The 21,286-nt window shown below is 45.7% G+C and carries 18 protein-coding genes; 1 reads left to right on the top strand and 17 read right to left on the bottom strand.

Annotated elements, in window-relative coordinates:
* Window positions 1-16: 16 nt before the first annotated feature.
* The 17 genes from GQF01_RS24665 to GQF01_RS24585 form a co-directional block, all read right to left on the bottom strand.
* Window positions 17-919: a carbohydrate ABC transporter permease gene (locus tag GQF01_RS24665; RefSeq protein WP_161409420.1), complete on the bottom strand. Its 903-nt coding sequence runs from the start codon at window positions 917-919 to the stop codon at window positions 17-19.
* Window positions 916-1,908: a carbohydrate ABC transporter permease gene (locus tag GQF01_RS24660; protein WP_161409418.1), complete on the bottom strand. Its 993-nt coding sequence runs from the start codon at window positions 1,906-1,908 to the stop codon at window positions 916-918. The genes GQF01_RS24665 and GQF01_RS24660 overlap by 4 nt, the downstream gene beginning before the upstream one ends.
* Entirely contained in the window at window positions 1,898-4,876 is a 2,979-nt protein-coding gene (locus tag GQF01_RS24655; protein ID WP_328803525.1) for an extracellular solute-binding protein, read from the bottom strand. Before GQF01_RS24655 ends, GQF01_RS24660 begins: the two co-directional genes overlap by 11 nt.
* A 30-nt stretch (window positions 4,877-4,906) precedes the next feature.
* Entirely contained in the window at window positions 4,907-6,016 is a 1,110-nt protein-coding gene (locus tag GQF01_RS24650) for an ABC transporter ATP-binding protein (protein ID WP_161409416.1), read from the bottom strand.
* A gap of 88 nt (window positions 6,017-6,104) precedes the next feature.
* Entirely contained in the window at window positions 6,105-7,427 is a 1,323-nt protein-coding gene (locus tag GQF01_RS24645) for an LLM class flavin-dependent oxidoreductase (protein WP_161409414.1), read from the bottom strand.
* A 25-nt stretch (window positions 7,428-7,452) separates the two neighbouring features.
* A complete protein-coding gene (locus tag GQF01_RS24640; RefSeq protein WP_161409413.1) occupies window positions 7,453-8,778 on the bottom strand; it encodes an ABC transporter substrate-binding protein in 1,326 nt (441 codons plus the stop codon).
* A gap of 17 nt (window positions 8,779-8,795) precedes the next feature.
* Window positions 8,796-10,148, bottom strand: coding sequence for an LLM class flavin-dependent oxidoreductase (locus GQF01_RS24635; RefSeq protein WP_161409411.1), 1,353 nt, complete (start codon window positions 10,146-10,148; stop codon window positions 8,796-8,798).
* A 24-nt stretch (window positions 10,149-10,172) separates the two neighbouring features.
* Entirely contained in the window at window positions 10,173-11,543 is a 1,371-nt protein-coding gene (locus GQF01_RS24630) for an LLM class flavin-dependent oxidoreductase (protein ID WP_161409409.1), read from the bottom strand.
* Between the two features lie 449 nt (window positions 11,544-11,992).
* Complete coding sequence (locus GQF01_RS36905; protein WP_328803524.1) at window positions 11,993-13,207, bottom strand: M24 family metallopeptidase; 1,215 nt, start codon at window positions 13,205-13,207, stop codon at window positions 11,993-11,995.
* A 70-nt stretch (window positions 13,208-13,277) separates the two neighbouring features.
* Window positions 13,278-14,021, bottom strand: coding sequence for an amino acid ABC transporter ATP-binding protein (locus GQF01_RS24620; protein ID WP_161409929.1), 744 nt, complete (start codon window positions 14,019-14,021; stop codon window positions 13,278-13,280).
* Between the two features lie 11 nt (window positions 14,022-14,032).
* The gene (locus tag GQF01_RS24615; RefSeq protein ID WP_145662668.1) at window positions 14,033-14,677 is read right to left on the bottom strand and encodes an amino acid ABC transporter permease; all 645 of its coding nucleotides are present in this window, start codon (window positions 14,675-14,677) and stop codon (window positions 14,033-14,035) included.
* A gap of 26 nt (window positions 14,678-14,703) precedes the next feature.
* On the bottom strand, window positions 14,704-15,585 hold the full coding sequence (locus GQF01_RS24610; RefSeq protein ID WP_161409407.1) for a transporter substrate-binding domain-containing protein: 882 nt from the start codon (window positions 15,583-15,585) through the stop codon (window positions 14,704-14,706).
* Between the two features lie 306 nt (window positions 15,586-15,891).
* The gene (locus GQF01_RS24605; protein ID WP_235960218.1) at window positions 15,892-17,085 is read right to left on the bottom strand and encodes an MFS transporter; all 1,194 of its coding nucleotides are present in this window, start codon (window positions 17,083-17,085) and stop codon (window positions 15,892-15,894) included.
* Window positions 17,086-17,338: 253 nt separating this feature from the next.
* Window positions 17,339-17,923: a TetR/AcrR family transcriptional regulator gene (locus GQF01_RS24600; protein WP_161409405.1), complete on the bottom strand. Its 585-nt coding sequence runs from the start codon at window positions 17,921-17,923 to the stop codon at window positions 17,339-17,341.
* A gap of 58 nt (window positions 17,924-17,981) precedes the next feature.
* The gene (locus GQF01_RS24595) at window positions 17,982-18,734 is read right to left on the bottom strand and encodes a glucose 1-dehydrogenase (protein WP_161409404.1); all 753 of its coding nucleotides are present in this window, start codon (window positions 18,732-18,734) and stop codon (window positions 17,982-17,984) included.
* A 398-nt stretch (window positions 18,735-19,132) separates the two neighbouring features.
* A complete protein-coding gene (locus GQF01_RS24590; RefSeq protein WP_161409403.1) occupies window positions 19,133-19,690 on the bottom strand; it encodes a TetR/AcrR family transcriptional regulator in 558 nt (185 codons plus the stop codon).
* Window positions 19,691-19,777: 87 nt separating this feature from the next.
* Window positions 19,778-20,362 carry a TetR/AcrR family transcriptional regulator gene (locus GQF01_RS24585; RefSeq protein WP_161409402.1) on the bottom strand — a complete coding sequence of 195 codons (585 nt, stop codon included), beginning with the start codon at window positions 20,360-20,362 and terminating at the stop codon, window positions 19,778-19,780.
* Between the two features lie 167 nt (window positions 20,363-20,529).
* Between GQF01_RS24585 and GQF01_RS24580 the strand changes: the two genes are divergently transcribed.
* Window positions 20,530-21,237 carry an SDR family oxidoreductase gene (locus GQF01_RS24580; protein WP_161409401.1) on the top strand — a complete coding sequence of 236 codons (708 nt, stop codon included), beginning with the start codon at window positions 20,530-20,532 and terminating at the stop codon, window positions 21,235-21,237.
* Window positions 21,238-21,286 lie beyond the last annotated feature (49 nt).

The raw sequence follows: 21,286 nt of genomic DNA, 5'->3' as shown, positions 1-21,286 counted from the left end.
TGCTCGGCAACCCCTATTATTTGATTCCCGAATGAGCCATGGTGGCAATGACCTTTCCCTGCAAAAACAGGAAAATAAGTAGATTCGGAACAAACATAATTAAAGCAGCTGCGGCTGCGGCACCTTGACGGGCCACAATATTCGTTTGATTGTTCGTCAACGTAGTTAAGAAGAACGGGAAATTTTTCATCTCATCGTCCTGCATAAATAATGATGAGGTCTCCACATTTCCCCATGAACCCTGAAAGGTCAGAATCGCAACGGTAGCCACAGCCGGCATGCACACCGGAATGACCATCCGCAGGAATATCAGAACTTCCCCCGCCCCGTCAATTCTTGCCGCTTCCAGAAGCTCGTTCGGCAGCTGATCGATAAATTGTTTGAGCAGAAAGACACCTACTGGCATCGCCAGAATAGGCAGGAGATGTCCCCAATACGTATTCATAATCCCCAGATGACTTACAACCAGATAGCGAGGTATTTGCATAACCTCAGGAGCGAACATAAGCGTCAGAATAATCAGCGAGAACGCGAAGCGATGTCCCGGGAATTTATGCTTGGAGATGGGATAGGCGCACATGGCGCTAATCAAGGTAACTCCTATAACCGAAATCAAAGATATGAGAATACTGTTGAACAAATATCGGGAGAGCGGAACCGTCAAATTGGAGGCCACCACCATAAGTTCAGCGAAATTTTGGAGTGTAGGCTCTCTAACAATAAAATTCGGAGGATACACGAATAGCTCATGGTATGGCTTCAGCGCATGATTAATAATATAAATAATCGGTAGCAGCATGAATGCCGCCAGAATCGTCAACCCAATAATTAATCCGACTTGAAATCCGTCTATTTTCTTAAGATGAGGTATCCATCTCCAGAAAACCGCTGCTCTCCAGGGAAGCTCTATTCGTTTCATGTCTCATCCTCCTTGGAACCGAATAGACCCCAGCTTAATTTATTGCACACATACATCAGCACGAGCAGGAAAACGGAAATTGCGGAAGCGTAACCCATCTCAAACCGGATAAACCCATAATCGTCAATATGATTGATAATTAAATGACCGGAATATTCAGGCGTCGGATTCATTCCGGATAATTCCTCGCCAATAGCTCCCGCTTTGAAGGTGGAAACTATGGCCATTACCGCACCGAACAGCATCTGCGGTTTCATCGACGGAATGGTGATGTGCCATATCTCCTGAAGCCTGCTGCCGATTCCATCCAGCCTTCCCGCTTCGTAAAGCTCCTTATTTACATTAAGAATACCCGCAAGCATCGCAAGAAAGCCGACTCCCATACTTGACCACAACGTCACTACAATCATCGAATTCATTAAGTAATCTTTGTCAGTCACCCACAATTTGGGTACATCAATAATGCCCAACTGCAGCAGAATGCTGTTCAAATACCCTATACGATCGCCGGTGAGCATTGGAAGCCAGACAATGGACATGGCGATTCCTATGGTCAGGCTCGGCGTATACATGGCAAGGGCATACCATCTGCGCAGCGCATTCGGCAGCTGGGTAATGAGCCACGCCAATATAAAAGCGGCGATGTACCCCCCTGGGCCTACAATCAATGCGAACTTGAACGTATTCGGCAGGGCATATTTCAGAAATAGTAAATCCTGTGAAATCAGATACTGAAAGTTTTGCCAGCCAATAAAGCGAGGCTTTTGAATCGCATTAAAATAAGTAAAGCTCATGCCTACGGCAGCAAGCACCGGCACTAGAATAAACGCGATAAAACAGAGCATGAAAGGAGCAATGAATAAATAGGAAAGGCGATAAGCCCATATTTCCGAAAGCAGGCTTCTGAGTCGCGTTTGAGCCGTTTTGACTATCACTTCTTTTGAAGCGCTGCGGACTGCCACATTGATGTTGGACAGTTTACTTAACATAGGCGTCAACTCCTTCCCACGGTTTATTCACTACCGGCAAATCCAAAGTTCGAACGGTTCGTCCGTCCTGATCCACGAATCCAAACTCCTGCTGTTTACGTCTGAGCTCCCTATCAATATCCATCACGGCTGTTTCCAGCGAGGAACGGGAGTTCGTTCCGTCCACAACCGTTCTCAGCCACGCGTTCTTGATCTCCCTTTCTAGAAAATAACCCCCGGGAAGGTTCGGAACGTCCTTATACCAGCGCCACTGCTTCAGAATGACATTCGCATCCTCTAGCTTCCAGGGAAGCTTGACGAACGCTTCGGCGACGGAAGTGTTCCAACGGAACGCGACACCATTCACCGCCTCCATATCATTGCCGTATCTGGCCTGCACCTCGGCCGAATTCCACCATTTCAAGAATTTCCAAGCTTGATCCTTCTTGTTGGATTTCTCGAATATGACTCCCGTCCGCTGGCCTCCTCCGGCCCACCTCTCGATCGTCCCATCCGGCTGTTTAACCCCTGGAATTTCGGCTATTCCCCAACGACCGTTCAGTTCAGGGGCCGCAGCGGACAGCTGGACGTACATGTTATAGTCTGAAACGCCGATGGGCATCGTGCCTCTTCGGAAATGCTGGTAAAAGCTCGGCACTTCCTTCTCCACCGCATAAATGTTAAACAGATCGGTCCACTGTTTAAACGATTTGAAGCCTTCCGGCGTATTTAAAGCAGTCGTCAACCCATTGGGTTCAAAAAATTCCGAATGGTTCTGATAAAAGAACGGGGTATAATCCTTATAATTTGAATAAAAATTAAGCGAATTTTGCTGTAACGTCGGAAGCAGGGCATACACATCATCCCATGTTTGCGGAACTTCCAGATTCAACTGCTTCATGATGTCTTTTCTATAGAAAAGCACCTGAAACGATTGCGTTTCCGGAATCGCATAATAGCCTTTGTTATAATACAAAGGCAGCCACGAGCCAGGGCTGAACCTTGTATACACTTCCTTAAAATCAGGAAACTTCGACAAATCCGCGACACTGCCCCGAATGGCATAATCCACAGGCAAATCCTGCGTCAATCCGAGTGCGATATCCGGTTGAATACCCGCAGCATTGGACATGACAAGCAATTGGGAGGTCGGCAGCAAGTTCACCTTTACCTTGATCCCCGACTCCGGCGTGAAGGCTTCATCTGCCAGCTGCTGCAATTGGTCAACGTAATCCCGACCTCGCTGCACCCAAACGTTAAGGACTCGGTCATCCAATTCACTTAAATTATCCCGCGTCTGGAAGGAATAGAAAAAATTCGTAACCGTGCCCACAATCTCCGACAACCAGGAAGCTTCCATTTTCGGAAAATGCTGCTCCACAGGCACGATATACAGTTCATCCAACTGCAAAGACTGCTGCAGCAGCGTTTCGATAAAATTGCTTATCTTATCTATCATTAAATTAATCTGATCCGAATAGTAGGGAATGCCGTCAAGCTTCTCCAATAATTTCGTGATATCCTGTGAGGATGTCCCCAGTCCCTGACTGCTGCTGTCTTTGCCGCCATTCACCTGCTGGAGCTGCTTCGATAACTCGGCCAATCGTGCTGCCACCTGAGTTAATCTCCCCTCTAGATCAGGGAGCTCCTCTCTTACTTTCCAAGTCCTATTCCGGTCCACCAAACCTCCTGTAAGCGACCGCAAATCATGTTCAATGGCACGCAGCTTAAGGGATACTTCATCAATGCCAAGCAAAATCGGCTTAAGAGGTGCATGGGTAACGGCTATGGACACCGTATGCTTGCCTTTTTCCAAATACAGCTCATAAGGCTTCTTATCCGGTGTCTCTACCTGCGTCCCCTTCCAGTCCGAATCATACGGAAAGCGATAGGCTAACCACTCCCGGAAAGGGACCTTTCCATCCAGCTTTATATTCCTGAAGGTTGATTTCTGAGCAAACTGGTTCTGCAGCGTCCTGAGTCCAAGCTTATACTTCCCCGTCTCAGGTACCTCAAAGCTCCAGGTAATCTCCTGATTCTGATAAACCCATCTCCTGCCGCCTACCGTATTGTAAGTAATGCGACCTTTCGCCAGCGGGACTGTACGCGGATCTGTATCGGAAAACAGTTTGATCGAGGTATCGTTTTTATAATCCAGATCCTCAGCCTGCAAGATCATAGCTCTAGCCTGTACGGGATTGCTCTTAGGATAGTGCGAGGAAACCTCGGCATACGTACGAATGACCTGTGGAGCGGTCAACCTGAGCTCCTCCAAAGCAACGGGCTCACCTCCGCTTAACCGGATGGTGTGCGTCCCTTTCGATAAATACCACTTTAAAGGCTCTGCATAAGCCCCTTCCGAGTCAATCAGCGGGTTCGTAGCCCACTCTGGAACTTCGATGGAACGGGGACGCACTTCATCCCCGTCGTCGTTTGTCAAGATGGGACGTGAATCCTTCCATTTCCGGTACAAAGTAATGGAAGAAGCCTCACGAAAGGGGTGTTGGCCGTCCAGCGTTACATCCCAAACAATAGCGTTACCTACGCCGTTTCCTGCAAGCGGTCTGTATGTGGCCTGTATTTCATACAAGCCTTCCGTCAGCACCTGAAACTGGTACTCCACCCAATTGGCCCCGGTTCCCTGCCACTGCAGCACATTCGGTTTGCCCTGGAAGCTCCCCGAAGCGAACGACCCTCCATTGGAATACGCCGACGGGGATGAGGCCTGAATTCTGATTTCTGAAGCAGCATCCTTCATTCCCCGCTGCTGCCAATCTTGCAGAATGTCCGCATAATAAGGTTCCGCATCCGCTGGACCTGTTCGCTCTCGCGCAGCTGGGGCCGATTGCGGCGGAGGCTTACCTTCTTCGGCATGAGCTTGCAGAGCTGCCCCCCAACCGGTGTGAAGATCCAGGCCGACAACCACTGCCGTCAAGAGGATCAACACGGAACCTTTTTTTATATATTTGTTGAGTGGAACTAACAACACTGTTTTCACACCCTTCCCGAAGACTTGCACTTACTCAGTGAACCTGACCCCGGTGTCCGTATGGAAAAAGATAGCTTTCGTCATGTCAGGAGCGAGCCTTACTTTCTCATCCTCCTGATATTGAAAATTAGGGTTAACCCGCACAACCAGCAGCTTGCTCTGCCCAATATCAAGATGGAGAAAGCGGTCGGCGCCCATTAATTCGCTGAGCTTATAAACGCCAGTAAGGATTGCATCTGAGTACAACCCTTCCAGGTTGATATGCTCCGGACGAAGACCCAGCGTCACGGTCCGGTTGATTTGTTTGTTCTTAGCCAGCACACTGCCAATATCACGAGGAATTTCCAATGAGAAACGCGACGTCGAGAATTCAAGCTTCCCCGGCATATTTTCCACAATTCGGCCCTGCAGGAAATTCATCTGCGGCGAGCCGATAAAACTGGCCACAAAGGTATTGCTAGGATAGCGATAAATGGCTTCAGGTGTATCCACCTGTTGAATAACTCCGTCTTTCATCACGACAATACGGTCGCCCATCGTCATCGCTTCCACCTGATCATGAGTCACATAGATGAACGTTACTCCAAGCGATTTATGAAGCTTGATGATTTCCATGCGCATTTGGACACGCAGCTTTGCATCCAGATTGGACAGAGGCTCATCCATTAGAAATACCTGCGGATTGCGCACAATTGCCCTCCCGAGCGCTACGCGTTGGCGTTGTCCCCCGGACAAATGCTTCGGTTTCCGGTCCAAGTATGGCTCAATTTCCAATACACGAGCTGCTCGTTTTACAGCCAAATCAATCTCATGTTTGGGCAGCTTACGCAACCGCAGGCCGAAGGCAATATTCTCATACACGTTCAGATTCGGGTATAACGCATAGTTCTGAAACACCATGGCAATATCCCGATCCTTCGGAGGCAGGTTATTCACCAGCGTGTCTCCGATATAAATCTCCCCTTCACTTACATCCTCAAGCCCTGCTATCATGCGTAGGGTGGTCGATTTGCCGCAGCCTGAAGGACCTACAAAAACGAGAAATTCCTTGTCTTTAATATCCAAATGAAAATCCTTAACAACTGCGTGCTTATCTTTTCCATATCTTTTGTACAAATGCTTAATTACGATTCCGGCCATTCTTTAATCACACCCCTCCGCTTAATTATCCTGACTATGCAAACACTCCTTTTATCGTTTGGATTAGAATTAAGTGTCCTGCTTGCCCTTAGATCTGATTGGAAATTGCAGCGCGAATATTCGAAGGCCGCACCAAGCCAAGGTTCTCTCGCAGCGTCCTTCCTTCGTAAGCCGTCCGGAATAGACCGCGGTTTTGCAGCTCCGGAATCACTTTGTTCACGAAAATATCAAGACCGCTCGGAAGAAGCTGCGGCATAATATTAAAGCCGTCCGCTGCCCCGTTTCTGAACCACTTCTCGATGGCGTCGGCCGCTTGAATTGGCGTTCCCGTAAAGGTAAAGTGGCCTCGCGCCCCGGCAAGCCGATTAACCAGCTGCCTAATGGTCAACTGTTCATTGCGAGCCAATTCCACGATTAGCTGATGACGGCTCTTGTGGCCGTTAACCTCCTCCGTTTCCAAGGCGGCATGCAGGGGAACCGGGCCATCGATCGGATACTGCGTCAAGTCCACGCCAAATCGTAAGGAAAGCCGTTTAACAGCCTCTTCCGTCGCCGTTAACCCATTCAGCTCTTCATCAATTTCGCGGGCTTCGGCTTCCGTATCTGCGAGAATCGGGCTAAAGCCCGGCAATATTTTCAACTGATCCGGCGTACGGCCGTACTTTGCCAATCGCGACTTCACATCGGTGTAGAAGGATGACGCTCCTTCCATGGTTTGATGGGCGGTGAATATGACCTCTGCCGTCTTGGCGGCCAATTCCTTGCCGCTCTCCGAAGATCCGGCCTGCACCAATACGGGGTAGCCTTGCGGAGGCCGGGGAATGTTCAACGGGCCTTTGACCGAATAGTAGCTCCCTTTGAAATTAATTTCATGCACCTTGCCGTTATCGAATTGGATGCCTGCGTTCTTATCAAATACAAGTGCATCGTCCTCCCAGCTGTCCCATAACCGTTTCGTAATTTCGACGAATTCTTCAGCGTCATGATAACGATCCGAATGCTCTGGATGCTCATCCCTGCTGAAATTAAACGCCGCCGACTGCGCACCGGTCACGATATTCCAGCCAGCTCGACCTCCGCTAATATGATCCAGCGAAGCGAACTTGCGGGCCACATGGAAGGGTTCGTTGTAGGTCGTGCCTACCGTCGCGATTAATCCGATATACTCGGTTACCATCGCCAAGGCTGCCAATTGTGTGAACGGCTCCAGTTTATTCGACCTTCCCGCATAGCCGTCGGCCAAAAATACGGAATCCATCAGCCCACGCTCAGCCGTCTGGGCCAGCTGCTGAGAGTAACGGATATCCAGACCGAGCTCCGGCTTCGCATCGGGATATCGCCAGGACGCTTCGTGATGACCCGTGCCGTATAAAAATGCATTTAAATGAAGCTTTTGTTCCTTAGCACTCATTTCTCACACACCTCATCTGCTTCCATTATTGGTTCTTACTCAATCGTTCGACTTCTTTATCAATGGCTTCGGAGGCTTTACGAATAGCCGTATTCACGTCCATACCGTTAGCTAGGTCGACATTCGCTTGCGTGACGAATTTGGTTACGTCTCCTTCAAACTCATGAATCGTATGATCCTGCAGCGGCTCCCCGACGAATATATTCTGAATCTTTTTCCCTTTCAACACGCCTACTTCCGCTCCATACTCTTTCTCCAACTCCTTATTGATAATCGCCGGAACTCTGCCATTGCGGGCTATGTTCCGCTGGGATTCATCCGATAGCAAATAGCTCATTACTTGAAACGCTTCATCTTTATGCTTGCTTTGCTTCGTCAGTATGACCGAATGGACTTGGGCTTCTCTCGTTTTGCCCAGCTTATCTTCAAAGTTCGGGACAGGCGCAATATCCCAATTCGATTCGATTCCCTGCTCCCGAAGCTCTTCCAATGGTCCTACCATGTTGGCCAGCCATGCAGGCCTCATCGCCATAGTACGATCCTTCATAAATACGTCGCGTCCCCACGAATATTTGGTTTTATCCTTTGGTAAAAAATCGGGGATCTCAAAGGTTTCTTTCGTAGCATTGAAGACACGAAGCCACTCTGGGCTTGTTAATAAGGACTTACCGGTTTTGGAATCAATAATCGGCAGTGCCAAGCTTTTCGTGAAGCCGGTCAACCCTTCAACATCCAGACCAATGTAGTTTACGCCGTTCTCTACCCGCGTCAGCTTTCGCGCCAATTCGAACGTTTGCTCCCAAGTCATTTGCTCATCCGAGGGATACGCTATCCCGAATTTATCGAACACATCCTTGTTGTAATAAAGAATATGCTGATTGGAGTTGTACGGAAGCGCGTAGATTTCGCCGTTATCGGCAGCCGCTTTGACATACCCCATTAAATAAGGTTTAATTCGACTTTCATCAAAATTGTATTTTTGGATCCACGGCCGCAAATCCTCAATAGCCTGCACCTTTTTGAGCGGGTTATAGTTGCTGGCAAACACAATGTCCGGAATAGTGCCCGATGAAAATAATTCCTGCAACGTCGTTGTTGTCGGAGGCTCGATCCGCTCGATTTTTATATTGGGAAATTTCTTTTGAACGGGTATTTGAATCTGGTTCTTAAATTCAGTGTTCGTGAACGTGGAGCCGTTGGACATGAACTTTAAGGTAATCGTCTCGGTACCCGAGACGGCCGGGGCAGTGGTTCCAGCGGCATCAGCAGGTGCAGACTGCTGGCTGGAGCATGCCGACAAGAACAGGCCTCCCGCTAACAAAACAGTGAATGAAACGGATATGGATTTCATCGGAAATTCTCCTTCTCTTATATAAATACTGGATTCTCAATCCTTTGCCCGTTAGCTGCCCAGACCTGGTTATGGCTGTTACTAGGTCTGGTGAGACCCAAGTTTTCGCGGAGCGTCGTCCCTTCATAGGCGGTTCGGAAGATTCCGCGATTTTGCAACTCCGGAATGACCTTGTCGACAAACACTTCCAGACCAGCAGGAAAAATAGGAGGCAGCAGATTAAATCCGTCCGCTCCGCCTTCACGGAACCATTTCTCAATAAAATCCGCTACTTGCAAAACAGAACCCGTATACGTGATATGTCCATGGCCGCCTGCGCTACGGCTCACAAATTGCTTAATCGTAAACTTTTCCCTAATTGCGGCATCTATGATAACGTCGCGCCGAGAGGTAATGCCGGTCCTGAACAGCTCTGCGGGCTTTAGCTTGTCGATAGGCACGGGAGCGTCCAGCGGATACTCGGACAAGTCTACTGTGAAGAATCGGGACAGATTATCCAGCGAGTGCTTATCCAGCAGCTGGAACAGCTCCTCTTCGAGGTCTCTGGCTTCCGCTTCCGTATCGCCGATAATCGGGCACAATCCGGGCAATACGAGCAGTTGGTCCGGCGTTCTTCCGAATTTGGCCATTCTGCTTTTCAAATCCACATAAAACTCCTGCGCTGCACCAAGCGTTTGCTGAGCTGTAAAAACCGCATCGGCCGTTCTCGCCGCAAGCTCCTTGCCTCCTTCAGAGGATCCCGCTTGCACAAGCACCGGGTAGCCTTGTGGCGGGCGCGGAATGTTGAGCGGGCCTTTGACCTTGTAATATTCACCTTGAAAGTCAATATGGTAAACTTTGTTCGTATCAAGACGTTTGTCGGTCACTTTATCGTAAACGAGCGCATCCTCTTCCCAGCTGTCCCACAGCTGCTTAACAACATCGACAAATTCCTCGCCAACCTTGTACCGTTGCTCCACATCCGGGTGCTCCTCACGTCCGAAATTGTGGGCTGCGGATTGAGCGCCCGTAACGATATTCCATGCCGCACGCCCTTTGCTGATATGATCCAACGAAGCAAACTGCCGAGCAATATGATAAGGATCGTTGTAAGTTGTTCCAACCGTAGCGATAAAGCCGATATGCTTCGTCAGTGCCGCAATTGCGGAAAATAAAGTAATTGGCTCAAATCGACGGGACAATCCTGCATAGCCATCCGCCACAAACAACGAATCCAACAAACCACGTTCAGCAATGCGCGCTTGATTAACAAAATGTGCTAAATCTAAGCCTCGATCAGGAAAAACCGAAGGATGCCTGGAAGAAGCGGCATGATGACCGGTTTCGCGAATAAATACATTAAAATGGGCTTTTCGGTTAGCTTTACTCATTTCATCCACCCTTATCTTTTACATTTAGTTAGCCGATTCGGCTGCGTTTACCTTGATAGCCTGGTAATTAGCTGTCCAAATTTTCCGATTATGATTCTCGGGACGGGCAAGTCCTAAGTTCTCTCTCAACGTAGCGCCTTCGTATGCTGTCCTGAAAATTCCGCGATTTTGCAGTTCAGGAATTACCTTATTTATGAATACCTCTAGACTATGCGGCACTACCTGCGGCAGTAAATTGAATCCGTCCGCTCCCCGCTCTCGCAACCATGTTTCAATAAAATCTGCTACCTGTAGATAAGAACCTCTGTACGTTACATGCCCATGCCCGCCAGCACTTCGGTTCAGAAATTGCCGGATCGTCATATTTTCTCTGCGCACGGCGTCGAGAACAACCTCCCGTCTGCTGGTAATGCCGCCTAGATTCTGCTCATCCGATTTCACTTTATCCAGAGGAACCAGGTCATCTAGGGAATACTCTGATAAATCAACGGAGAAAAACCGGGAAGCCTGTTTTAAAGAGCTTTCAAGATTCAACAAGGAGAACAGTTCATCTTCTAAATCTTTAGCTTCCGCCTCCGTTTCACCAACAATCGCGCCAAGTCCAGGCATAATGAGTAAATCATTCGGATTTCTTCCGTATTTTGCTAATCTTGATTTCACATCGCTATAAAATTCCTGTGCCGCACCCAGCGTCTGCTGTGCTGTAAAAATAACTTCTGCGTGCTTGGCCGCCAACTCCTTGCCTTCTTTCGAAGATCCAGCCTGTACCAGAACTGGATATCCCTGCGGAGGACGAGGTATGTTTAACGGCCCTTTTACATGAAAATAATTACCTTTAAAATCAATCTCATGAATATGGGTATGATTAATTTTCAGATGCCTTTCATCGATGCTTTCTGCCCCTTCTTCATCCCAGCTATCCCATAGCTGCTTCGTAACTTCAACGAATTCATCGCCGATTTCATAGCGCTTGCTAGGCTCCGGATAACCACCCCATCTGGTAATATTGTCCCCATCCTCAGGCGAATGCCCCGTTACAATGTTCCAGCCCGCCCGGCCTTTGCTTAAGTAGTCCAGAGAAGCAAATTTCCTAGCTACATGAAACGGATCATTATAGGTGGTGCTTACCGTTCCGATTAATCCGATATTTGTCGTTACAGCAGCAAGCGCCGATAGCAAAGTAAAAGGCTCAAGCCTTCTTCCAGTTCCCGAATAATTGTCTGCGGTAAATAAGGAATCGATGAGTCCCTTTTCAGCCAATTGTGCAAGCTCCACATACTTATCAATGTCCAAATCACGCTGAGGCTCCGCTTCAGGATGTTTCCATCCTCCTGCATGATGGCCTGATATGCGTACGAATACATTGAGATGAATCTTCCTTTCTTTTTCGCTCACAATTCCCACACTCCGATCCATATTTTTCAATTACTTAACGTTTTCATCGTCCCCATACCGTTTTGGGCAATAAAAAAACCAGAAACTGATGAAGTCAGTTTCCGGTGGTCCGGTATCCTTAACTTACCTATTCATTTTCTGTTGCCTTCCGATACTTTGAAATAAAATCGGTTCTCGGTATCCCCTGCAAACAAAAATGGAGACAAAAATCTCAAGAAATATTTTCTCAAGAAATTGTCTCCAGATGACTGGTCGATTACTATTTAAATTCCATTTATACCCATCATTATACTCGGTATAATCTATATTTCAATACTTTTTTTATTTACTCATCATGCCCCAATGCCTGAACTCATTCTGCTTGCGCCACATAAAGGCCGGAGCTGCAAATAAACCGCCCGCTGCTTATCGCGGACACGGTCTTTCAAAATCTGTCAATGTAAAGCGGCCTACAGAGAAACGAGCTCTCGGGAAAGCTGATTTAGGCGCTCACAGCCGTTTTCTGTTACCAGCACCATATCCTCGATCATTATTGCGCCTATCCCATAACCGTAATATGGCGTTTCGAGGCAAATGACCATGCCAGGCTGAAACAATGTCGTTTCCGTAGGGCCTAGGAAAGGCGGCTCTTCCGCTGCGAGGCTTAAACCTGCACTATGCCCAAGATGCCCACGGTTGTAATTGGGAAGCCCTGAACGACGGATCACTCCCATCGCATCTTCGAAAGCTGCCTGCATCGAGATGCCTGGTGCTACGATTTCCAAAAGACGGTCGTGACCAGCCTTCAAGGCTCTGTAGATACGGGTAATCGTTTCGGAGGGATTGCCGAGCACGAATGTCCGCGCAATATCGGAACCATAGCCGTTCACATCTACGCCAACATCAAATTTGATGACATCCCCTGTTGTCGCGGGGGTGGTTTCAAAGCGGTGAGCAGGTGCAAATGAAGCACCAACAGAAATCATATGGAAGCGTGCCGCTAAGCCCTTTACGTCTTTCATCAGGGACAGTTGAAATTCATGCACGATGTCCTTCGCTGTGCTGCCAACTCGAATGCTCTGAGCCGCATCAGCTAGGCCTGTCTCCGCATACGCACACGCTGCACGAAGCTGCTCGATCTCCCACGTTGTCTTGACCATGCGCAGTAACGTGAACAATCCTTTGGCCTCCACTAGCTCCGCGTCCGGTGCCGCCTGACGCAGCGTGTCCACAGATGAATGTCGCATGTCGTTCAGTTCGACAGCAATCTTGCCAGTCTCACAGCCATGCTCAGCTAACGTCTTTTGAAGCAGACCGAACATTTCCTGTGCTTGATGACCTGTTGGTCGTTTGCCTTCGTACTTCCCACCCTTCAAACCGAGCGGATCATCAACATCTACCCAAGTTGGATAGGTTCGCAGCTCACAGTTTGGCAAATCGCTGGATACTCCAGCCGCTTCGAAGTCATTCATGATAATGATTGTCTTGACATTCGGGTCGCGGAAAAGGACCGCTAAAGCTACTTCGCTCATCCGCAATGTATACATAAACGTACTTTCATGGCCGCTGAGGTAATAGAAATTCTCATAAGACGAAGCAATAAGCGCATCCAAGTTCATCTTGCCCATCAGTTCTCGCGCTCTTGCCGCAATTGTGTCTAAATGATGCCTATCTGGATGTGCCACCGTATTGTTCACCTCTCCTACGACTTCATTGTTCCTATACTCGGGCTGCGATCACCTTGAGGCATTACGCCTACTCCCCTAACTGTCTTAGAAATCTACGAGCGCGTTCTGTCTCTGGTTGAATGAAGAATTGATCCGGGGTACTCTCCTCTTGAATAACGCCATCGCTCATAAAAATAACCCTGTTAGCAACTTCGCGCGCAAACTTCATTTCGTGCGTGACCACGATCATCGTCATCCCTTCCACAGCAAGGTCCTTCATGACCTGAAGCACTTCGCCAGTTAGTTCAGGGTCGAGCGCCGATGTTGGCTCATCGAAGAGCATGACTTTCGGCTGCATGGCTAATGAACGTGCAATCGCTACTCGTTGCTGCTGACCGCCAGAAAGACGTGAGGGATATTCATGTTTTTTCTCCAGAAGGCCAACTTTCGTGAGTAATCTTTCTGCAAGTTCTGCCGCTTGTTTAGCACTCATATTTTTAACCAACATAGGCGCCGCCGTAATGTTTTGCAGCACCGTCATATGAGAAAATAAATGAAAGGATTGAAAGACCATCCCGCTCATTAACCGAATTCGTTTAATGGCTTCCCGCTTCACAGATCTGTCCATAGCGGCATCCCATGTGACATCATCCATTCGAATTGTCCCGGAGTCCGGCTCTTCGAGCCCATTGAGACAACGGAGCAGCGTGCTTTTCCCCGAACCACTCGGTCCAAGCAGCACAACGATTTCTTTGGACTTCATTTGAAAATCAATCTGTTGAAGAACTTGCAAGTCGTTAAAGCGTTTTGAAAGCTGATTCACTTCAATCATACGGCTCACCTTTAGTACGCCTTGGATAATTTTTTTTCAACTCTAGTCAGCAGTTGGGAAAATAACATGCTCATGAGCCAATACATAACGGCAATGGCGATATAAAAGGGCATGGCAATATAATACTGTGCGATCAAAAGCTGAGCCGTGCGAAGCAACTCCGTCACGGTAACAATGGAAACGAGCGATGTTTCCTTGAGCATCCCGATAAACGTGTTGCCCATTGGAGGTATCGCTACCCGCGCAGCTTGCGGCAGTACAACCTTATAGGTCGTTTGCCAAGGAGTAAAACCCAGTGACATCGCAGCCTCCGTCTGTCCCTTACTGACCGATAGAATGGCACCTCGGAACGTCTCCGATAAATAAGCGCCTATGTTGAGACTAAGTGAAAGAAATGCCGCTGTAAGTGGACCCAGACGAATACCGTAATCCGGCAAGCCGTAGTAGATGATGAAAATTTGGACGAGAATCGGCGTTCCCCGAAAAATAGAAATATAGAAGATCGCAATATTCCTTATAACGATGTTCCCTTTTAGACGAGCAAACGCCACAATCAAAGCAAGAATGAAGCCGAAAAACATCGACACCATGGTGATCAACAACGTATAATACGCACCCTTTAACAGAAAGTCGAGATTTTGCAAAACAAGCTCCATGCCTGCATCCTCCTACGTACTGATGGTCAGATGTTAGGATCGACTTTGAACCATTTTTGGAATATTTGTTTAAACGTGCCGTCCGATTTCATTTCAGTTAACGCATTGTTCAATGCGCTTAAGAGCTCAGCGTTATTTTTACGAATCGCGATACCGGCAAAGTCATCTTTTACAGAAGCACCTACGGTTTTGATCTGAAAATGATTCTTTTCAACCAGCGGTTGAATGGCAAATACATTGTTGATCGTGGCATCGATCCTACCTGCATTCAAATCCGTAAGCGACGTAATTACATCGTTATAGGTGACGATATTGAATGTACCAACCTTTGGCAGTACTTCGTTGCGTAAATAAGTCTCATCATTTGTCCCTAGGCCAACCCCAATTTTCTTCCCTTTGAAATCTTCAATCCCCTTCACAGAGGTATTATCATTTTTAACGATAACACTCACACTGTTTTTTATGTAGGGCGTGGAGAAATCCATCGTTTTCTTGCGGTCGTCCGTAATGGTGACTTGGGTGACGAGCGCGTCATACTTGCTTGTTTGCAGCCCCTCAATTAATCCGGAGAACTCGCCCGTAATGAAATCAGCTTGAACACCGATCCGCTTAGCTACTTCCTTCGCGACATCAGCATCGAATCCGTCCACTTCATGTTTATCATTGAGAAAGTTGTAGGGGGCATACGTCCCCATCAAGCCAATTTTGATTTTGCCTGATTTCTTAATCGATGCCAACAAGTCCTCTGAAGCAGCAGCATTCGTGGTGCTCTTAGGTGTTGCTGAAGCTGTTGCAGAAGCGGTTGCTTGCGTGCCATCCCCTGATTTACTGGAGCAGCCAACAACCACAGCAGCTATAACACATATGAACGAGATCCTATTGATTGTTTTCTTGACTGTAACTGACATGTTCCGTCCTCCTTAAGAAAGTAAGTTAGTCCTTTTCAGTTCGCTCTCCCTGAATCACATTATCTAAACCAAAGGATTCCCAATCTACCCAAATAATACGCCTCTATTTTTTGTTTCCAATGAAGAAATCCCCCTATAGTAACTCAATGCTATATTGTTCTTATTTTTGTGGACTTATAATCATAAAAAACCGGGAAGAAGCGATTGTTATTAGTCGGCTGCTCAGTTCATATAAGATCTATATAAAAAGCTGCTGCCTTCGTTCTTTTAAAGAACGAAGGCAGCAGCTTTTAAGTACTCTGTCATTTATTTCCGGTTGATACGATAACTAATGAACGTCACAAAAGAAGCTAGTAACGCAATAATTCCACCGATCCAAGTCACGTGAATCAAGCCCATGCCAGTCGCTGTCCAACTTCCAATCAAAGACCCTAGTGCTATCCCAACATTTAGTGAAATCGGTGTTAACGCAGAAGCCAAGTCCTTGGCCGCTGGAAAATAACGATCTGCCATTTGGATGAAGTACATTTGGAGCGCCGGCACTGCAAGATACATGACAAGTGACATTAACCCAATGTTAATCAAAGCAAGTATCGACAAGTGTGAAGTCAAAAAGAGAGCAGCAAGGATAACCGCTTGTATGAGGAATACAAATCTCAATTTGCTGATGCTTTCTCGCTTCGCGATAGCTCCGGCGAGTAAATTACTTACAACCGATATGACCCCATACATCAACAAAACAGCACTGATATAATTTCTAGGTATCCCAACAGCCTCTTCCAACAAAGGGGTTAGATACGTGTACACGGCATATGTTGCACCGATACTTAGCGCAGGAATTAGTGCAGTTAGAATAATTTTCGGGTGAGCAATAAACTTAACTAGCAGTTTCAGCGAGCCTTTTTCTCCCTTTACATCCCGCGGGAGGGCAAACAAACTAATCACGAACAGAACGCCACCTAAAATCACAATGGACCAAAACGTCATTCTCCAGCCACTCGTCTGACCAATATAAGTTCCAAGTGGAACTCCTAGAACTCCTGCAATTGTGAAACCAGAAAAAACAATCGAAATCACAGATCCAATTTTTTCTTGCGGTACTTTGACGCTTGCAAGTGTCATCGCATTCGCGATCAATACGCCTGTCACGATAGCAGTCACAATACGCGAAAGAAAAAGAATTGTAAATGAATGCGAGCATGCGCCTAAGACATTCCCTGCAATGAACACTAATAAAGCAGATAAAATGAGCGGATACTTAGGAAAACGGCTGAGTAAAGATGTAAAGATCGGGGTTCCTACAGCAAATGCGACGGCAAACCCTGTGACCATAATGCCGATACTGGATATTGTTTGGTTCAAGCCTTCAGCAATTTCATTGAGCAGCCCAATGACCACGAACTCGCTTGTTCCTACGGTAAACGTTAATAAAAAGAGGCAAAACACCATGAATCGTTGCATGGAAGACATTTTTACTTTTACTGCGGTTTCGACTGACATTACTATACAACCTCCTGAAATTTCAATTACATAAACCGCAATAATTGGTTTTAGAATATTCGATTACAATCAGGTAAAACTTTCTTATATCCGTTTGGGTACCAGGCCAAATGCTGTAATAGCTGCAGGAACCAATAAGTAAGATATTGACTGTGCGGTCAATAATAATCAGTTATTGACTACACAGTCAATAAAACTTAGATTTAGACTGCGTAGTCAATAACAAATAAAAAGAAGTATATGGCTCCAAAAATTAAATGACGATTGTTTCAATCGCCGCATCTAATACCGCTTGGATTTGATCTTTTGGCATATTTGCTCGTATCATAACCCTAATCCCTATAATCGAATTTGCCATATTAAAAGCTAGTTGCTCACTTGGTATTTTTTTAGTAATGGTGCCCTCTTCTTGACCAGCCAAAATCACCTGATTCAAAATAACCTTGATCCCGTGAAACATGTTGTCAAAATTTTCTTTAACAAATGAAAATTCAGGACTCGTCACTTCCAGTGTAGAGTTTACAATCAGACAGCCCACATCTAATTCTTCAGGATCGGTTTTCAATAAATTCTTTTGCATACAGCGCAGGGCATCTAAGCCAGATGAGTTTAGGCTCATCATTTTCTCAAATCGAGTTAGAAAATTACTGCAGTAAAAAGAAATAGACTTTTCAAAAAGTGACTTTTTATCACCGAATGCACCATACAAACTTTGCTTCTTTAAACTCGTTCCCTTCATTAAAAGCTCGTAAGAAGATGCATGATACCCGTGCTCTCTAAAAACATCAGTTGCAGCATGTAAAACCTGCTCATAATCAAATTCTCTTGGTCTGCTCATTCATGTACCACACCTGTTCTTGTCAATGTTGAAACATTGGCCAATTTAACTGTCAACATTAGATTTGAGCGGAACCACCATCAACAAAGAGTTCAGTGCCACTAACAAAGCTACTATCATCAGATGCCAAGAACAGAACTGCTTTGGCAATTTCTTCAGGTTGTGCAAGGCGACCCATTGGTACTGTTGTTTTCAAATAATCGAACATTGCCGTTTGAGCTGCTCGGTCTGGACCTGCAACTGCAGCTAAACCGGGTGTTTCGACTGGGCCTGGGCTAACAACGTTGAATCGAATATTTTGGTCCTTCAGATCAAGAATCCAAGTTCTTACAAAGTTTCGCAAAGCCGCTTTTGTTGCACCGTACACACTTGTTGCTGGTTGTCCAATGGAGCCGTTAATCGAACTGTTCAGAATGATGGAGGCTCCGTTGCTCAGCAGTGGAAGCGCCTTTTGCACCGTAAATAATACACCTTTAACGTTAACACGGAACAAGGTATCAAAATGTTCTTCCGTCACTTGGCTCAAAGGCAGAAATTCCGCGGTGCCTGCATTGGCAAAAATCACATCAACCCGACCATGTTTTTCTTGAATCAATGCATATAATCGATCAATTTCGGCAAGATCTGAAATATCACCTAAAAATCCAGTAACGTTTGAGCCAATTTCGTTTAATGCTTCGTCAAGTTGCTCTTTGCGTCTTCCCGTGATGTAAACATATGCCCCTTCTTCTACAAAACGCTTTGCTGTTGCTAGACCGATCCCGCTGTTACCTCCAGTTACCAATGCCACTTTGCCTTCAAGTTTTTTCATTTTTCTTCTCTCCCTTGTCTATATTTCTCTTGATAAGTTTACATCTACATTTACAGGTCTATATATGCGTTACTCAAGTCGACTATCAGATTTCATGACTCCGAATAACTTCGTTCTATCCACACTTTGGAAATGAAATTGTAATTGCTTTGTCGAAAGCCTCACCACCTTTACTTGCTTGCAAGTAAGTATTTTTCAAACCAGTTTTATTCTCCGCTACATTTACTTACTTGCAAGTAAGTACTCATCAAAAAAGTTGCGCAATTTCACTTTCTTTTATCGAAAACATATCAACCTACTTTTTCATTTACTTACTTGCAAGTAAGTATTCGTCGCTTGAAAAAATATATCATCCTATTTCCACACTTGCAATGGTCAAAATAGGGAAATATATCATTTCAAAGTAATAATCGTTTGATTTGCTTAATCACTTTTGGGTATAAAGAAGAATCTCCAATTACCCTTCTATACAGCAATGCTCCTTTAACCGCGGAAAGTATGGTTGCCGCAAGTTCTTCGATATATTCTGTATCTGCGGTTACATCATCTATTTTAAATTCAGAAATAATATTTACAAGGACTTTTAACTCTAGTTTAGTTACTTCTTGTAGTTTTTCCTTAACACTATCCGGCAACGACTCAACATCAGATTGCAAGGAAGAAATAGAACAAATTTGTTTTTCAGAAAATGGTTCAATCTGCTTTATTAAAAAATGGTCAAGCTTCTCCTCAATTGTTAACCTAGTAGAGCTTACATACGTATCCAGGTCAATTAAATCTTGGATCATCATCTGGGTTACTGCAATACCTAGATCCTCTTTTTTCTCAAAATGATAATGAATTGCTGCTCTTGTTATTCCAAGCTGCTGAGCAAGGTCATCATACCCAATTGAGAGAAAACCTTTTTCTCTGATTAGCTCGAGGGCAAGCCTAACGATCTGTTTTTTTGTGTCCATGAAGGGAATTATAACTAACGTGTAAGTAAGTGTCAAATGCCTTTTTAAACATATTTCTTACTTAAACATGTTCTCACATATAGGTTCTTACATTGGGGAAGACTTAAATATCGCCTTTGCCTGCACTTTTGCTTGATTAAGTATATTAGCGCTTAGTACAGGATCCTTAACACTTCTAGCTAAAAGGAGTGATCCCACCATGATGCTCAGGACTACCCCGCTTGTTATTTCATCACTGCCTGAAATTTCACCTATGAATGCAATATATTGATTCAACGCATGACTGAGAATCTCCTGAAGGTCAGCTGAGCACTGGGCTATTTCGCCGGATAGAATCGGAACGATGCACCCATTTTCTGCGTGATCTCGATGATAAGGGCTCAAATAAAAATCAATGATTCGGTTGATTTCCGGTTCATCCGTATCCGAATGTTCATTTCGTGTCGATGTTCGCAGTTCATCAATTGTATTGCTTACGACAAAATTGCAGGTCTCAGCAACCAGTTCTTCTTTATTTTCAAAATGAGAGTAGAATCCCCCATGGGTTAATCCGGCACCCTTCATAATGGAGGGGACACTGGATTCCCGAATTCCATTTCTTCTGAATGCATCAGCTGCGCTTGTAAGAATGCGATTCCGAACTTTTAATTTATGTCCTTCTGGATAAGGCATGTAAACACCCTCTATCTATTATTCTGAATATTATATATATCATATTATCACATAATGAGTTGGGGTAAAACTCAGTTATCTTTTATTATGCAGTTGACGGTTTTAAAATATTATGGTTATAATATATTACGGTCATCATATTTTAAAACATAAAGGAGCGATTCAACATGAATATTTCAAAACAAGTAGCCTTAGTCACTGGAGCAAATAGAGGTTTAGGTAAGCACTTAGCAGAGGAACTTTTAAAACGCGGTGCAAAAGTATATGCAGGTGCAAGAAATCCGGAGTCCGTTAATATTCCCGGAGCGATTCCTATTCAGCTCGATATCACGAATCCGGAGTCTGTGAAAGCGGCAGCCTCAACAGCTTCTGATGTCACACTGCTTATTAATAATGCAGGTACATCAACAGGGGCTTCAGTTCTGACAGGCAGCTGGGATGACATCCACTTAGAGTTTGATACGCATGTATTCGGTACACTCTCCATGGTTCGAGATTTTGCACCTGTCTTGGAGAAAAACGGCGGAGGATCGATTCTTAATATTTTATCCGTACTCTCCTGGTACACAACAGATAGCACAGGAGCCTACTCCGCGGCAAAATCCGCAGAATGGTCCATGACAAATGCCCTACGTTTAAGCTTAGCGCCAAAAAACATTACCGTTTCAGGGTTGCATGTTGGCTATATGGATACGGACATGACCAAAGGACTAGAAAAACCGAAATCGGATCCGAAGAAAATTGCAGAAATCGCTATTAATGGGATTGAAAATGGTCTGTATGAGATTATTGCGGACGACATTAGCACTAATGTTCAAAAAGGTCTTTCTGGTGGCGTTAATGCTCTATATCCGGAATTATTAACTATTAAATAAACTTCCATAACGAATTGGCCATGTTCTCATTCATTGAGAGCATGGCTTT

The sequence above is a fragment of the Paenibacillus silvestris genome (genome assembly GCF_009882985.1).
Classification (GTDB): Bacteria; Bacillota; Bacilli; order Paenibacillales; family NBRC-103111; genus Paenibacillus_E; species Paenibacillus_E silvestris.
Note: the sequence above shows the minus strand (reverse complement) of the source record. Positions and strands in the feature narration are given on the sequence as shown.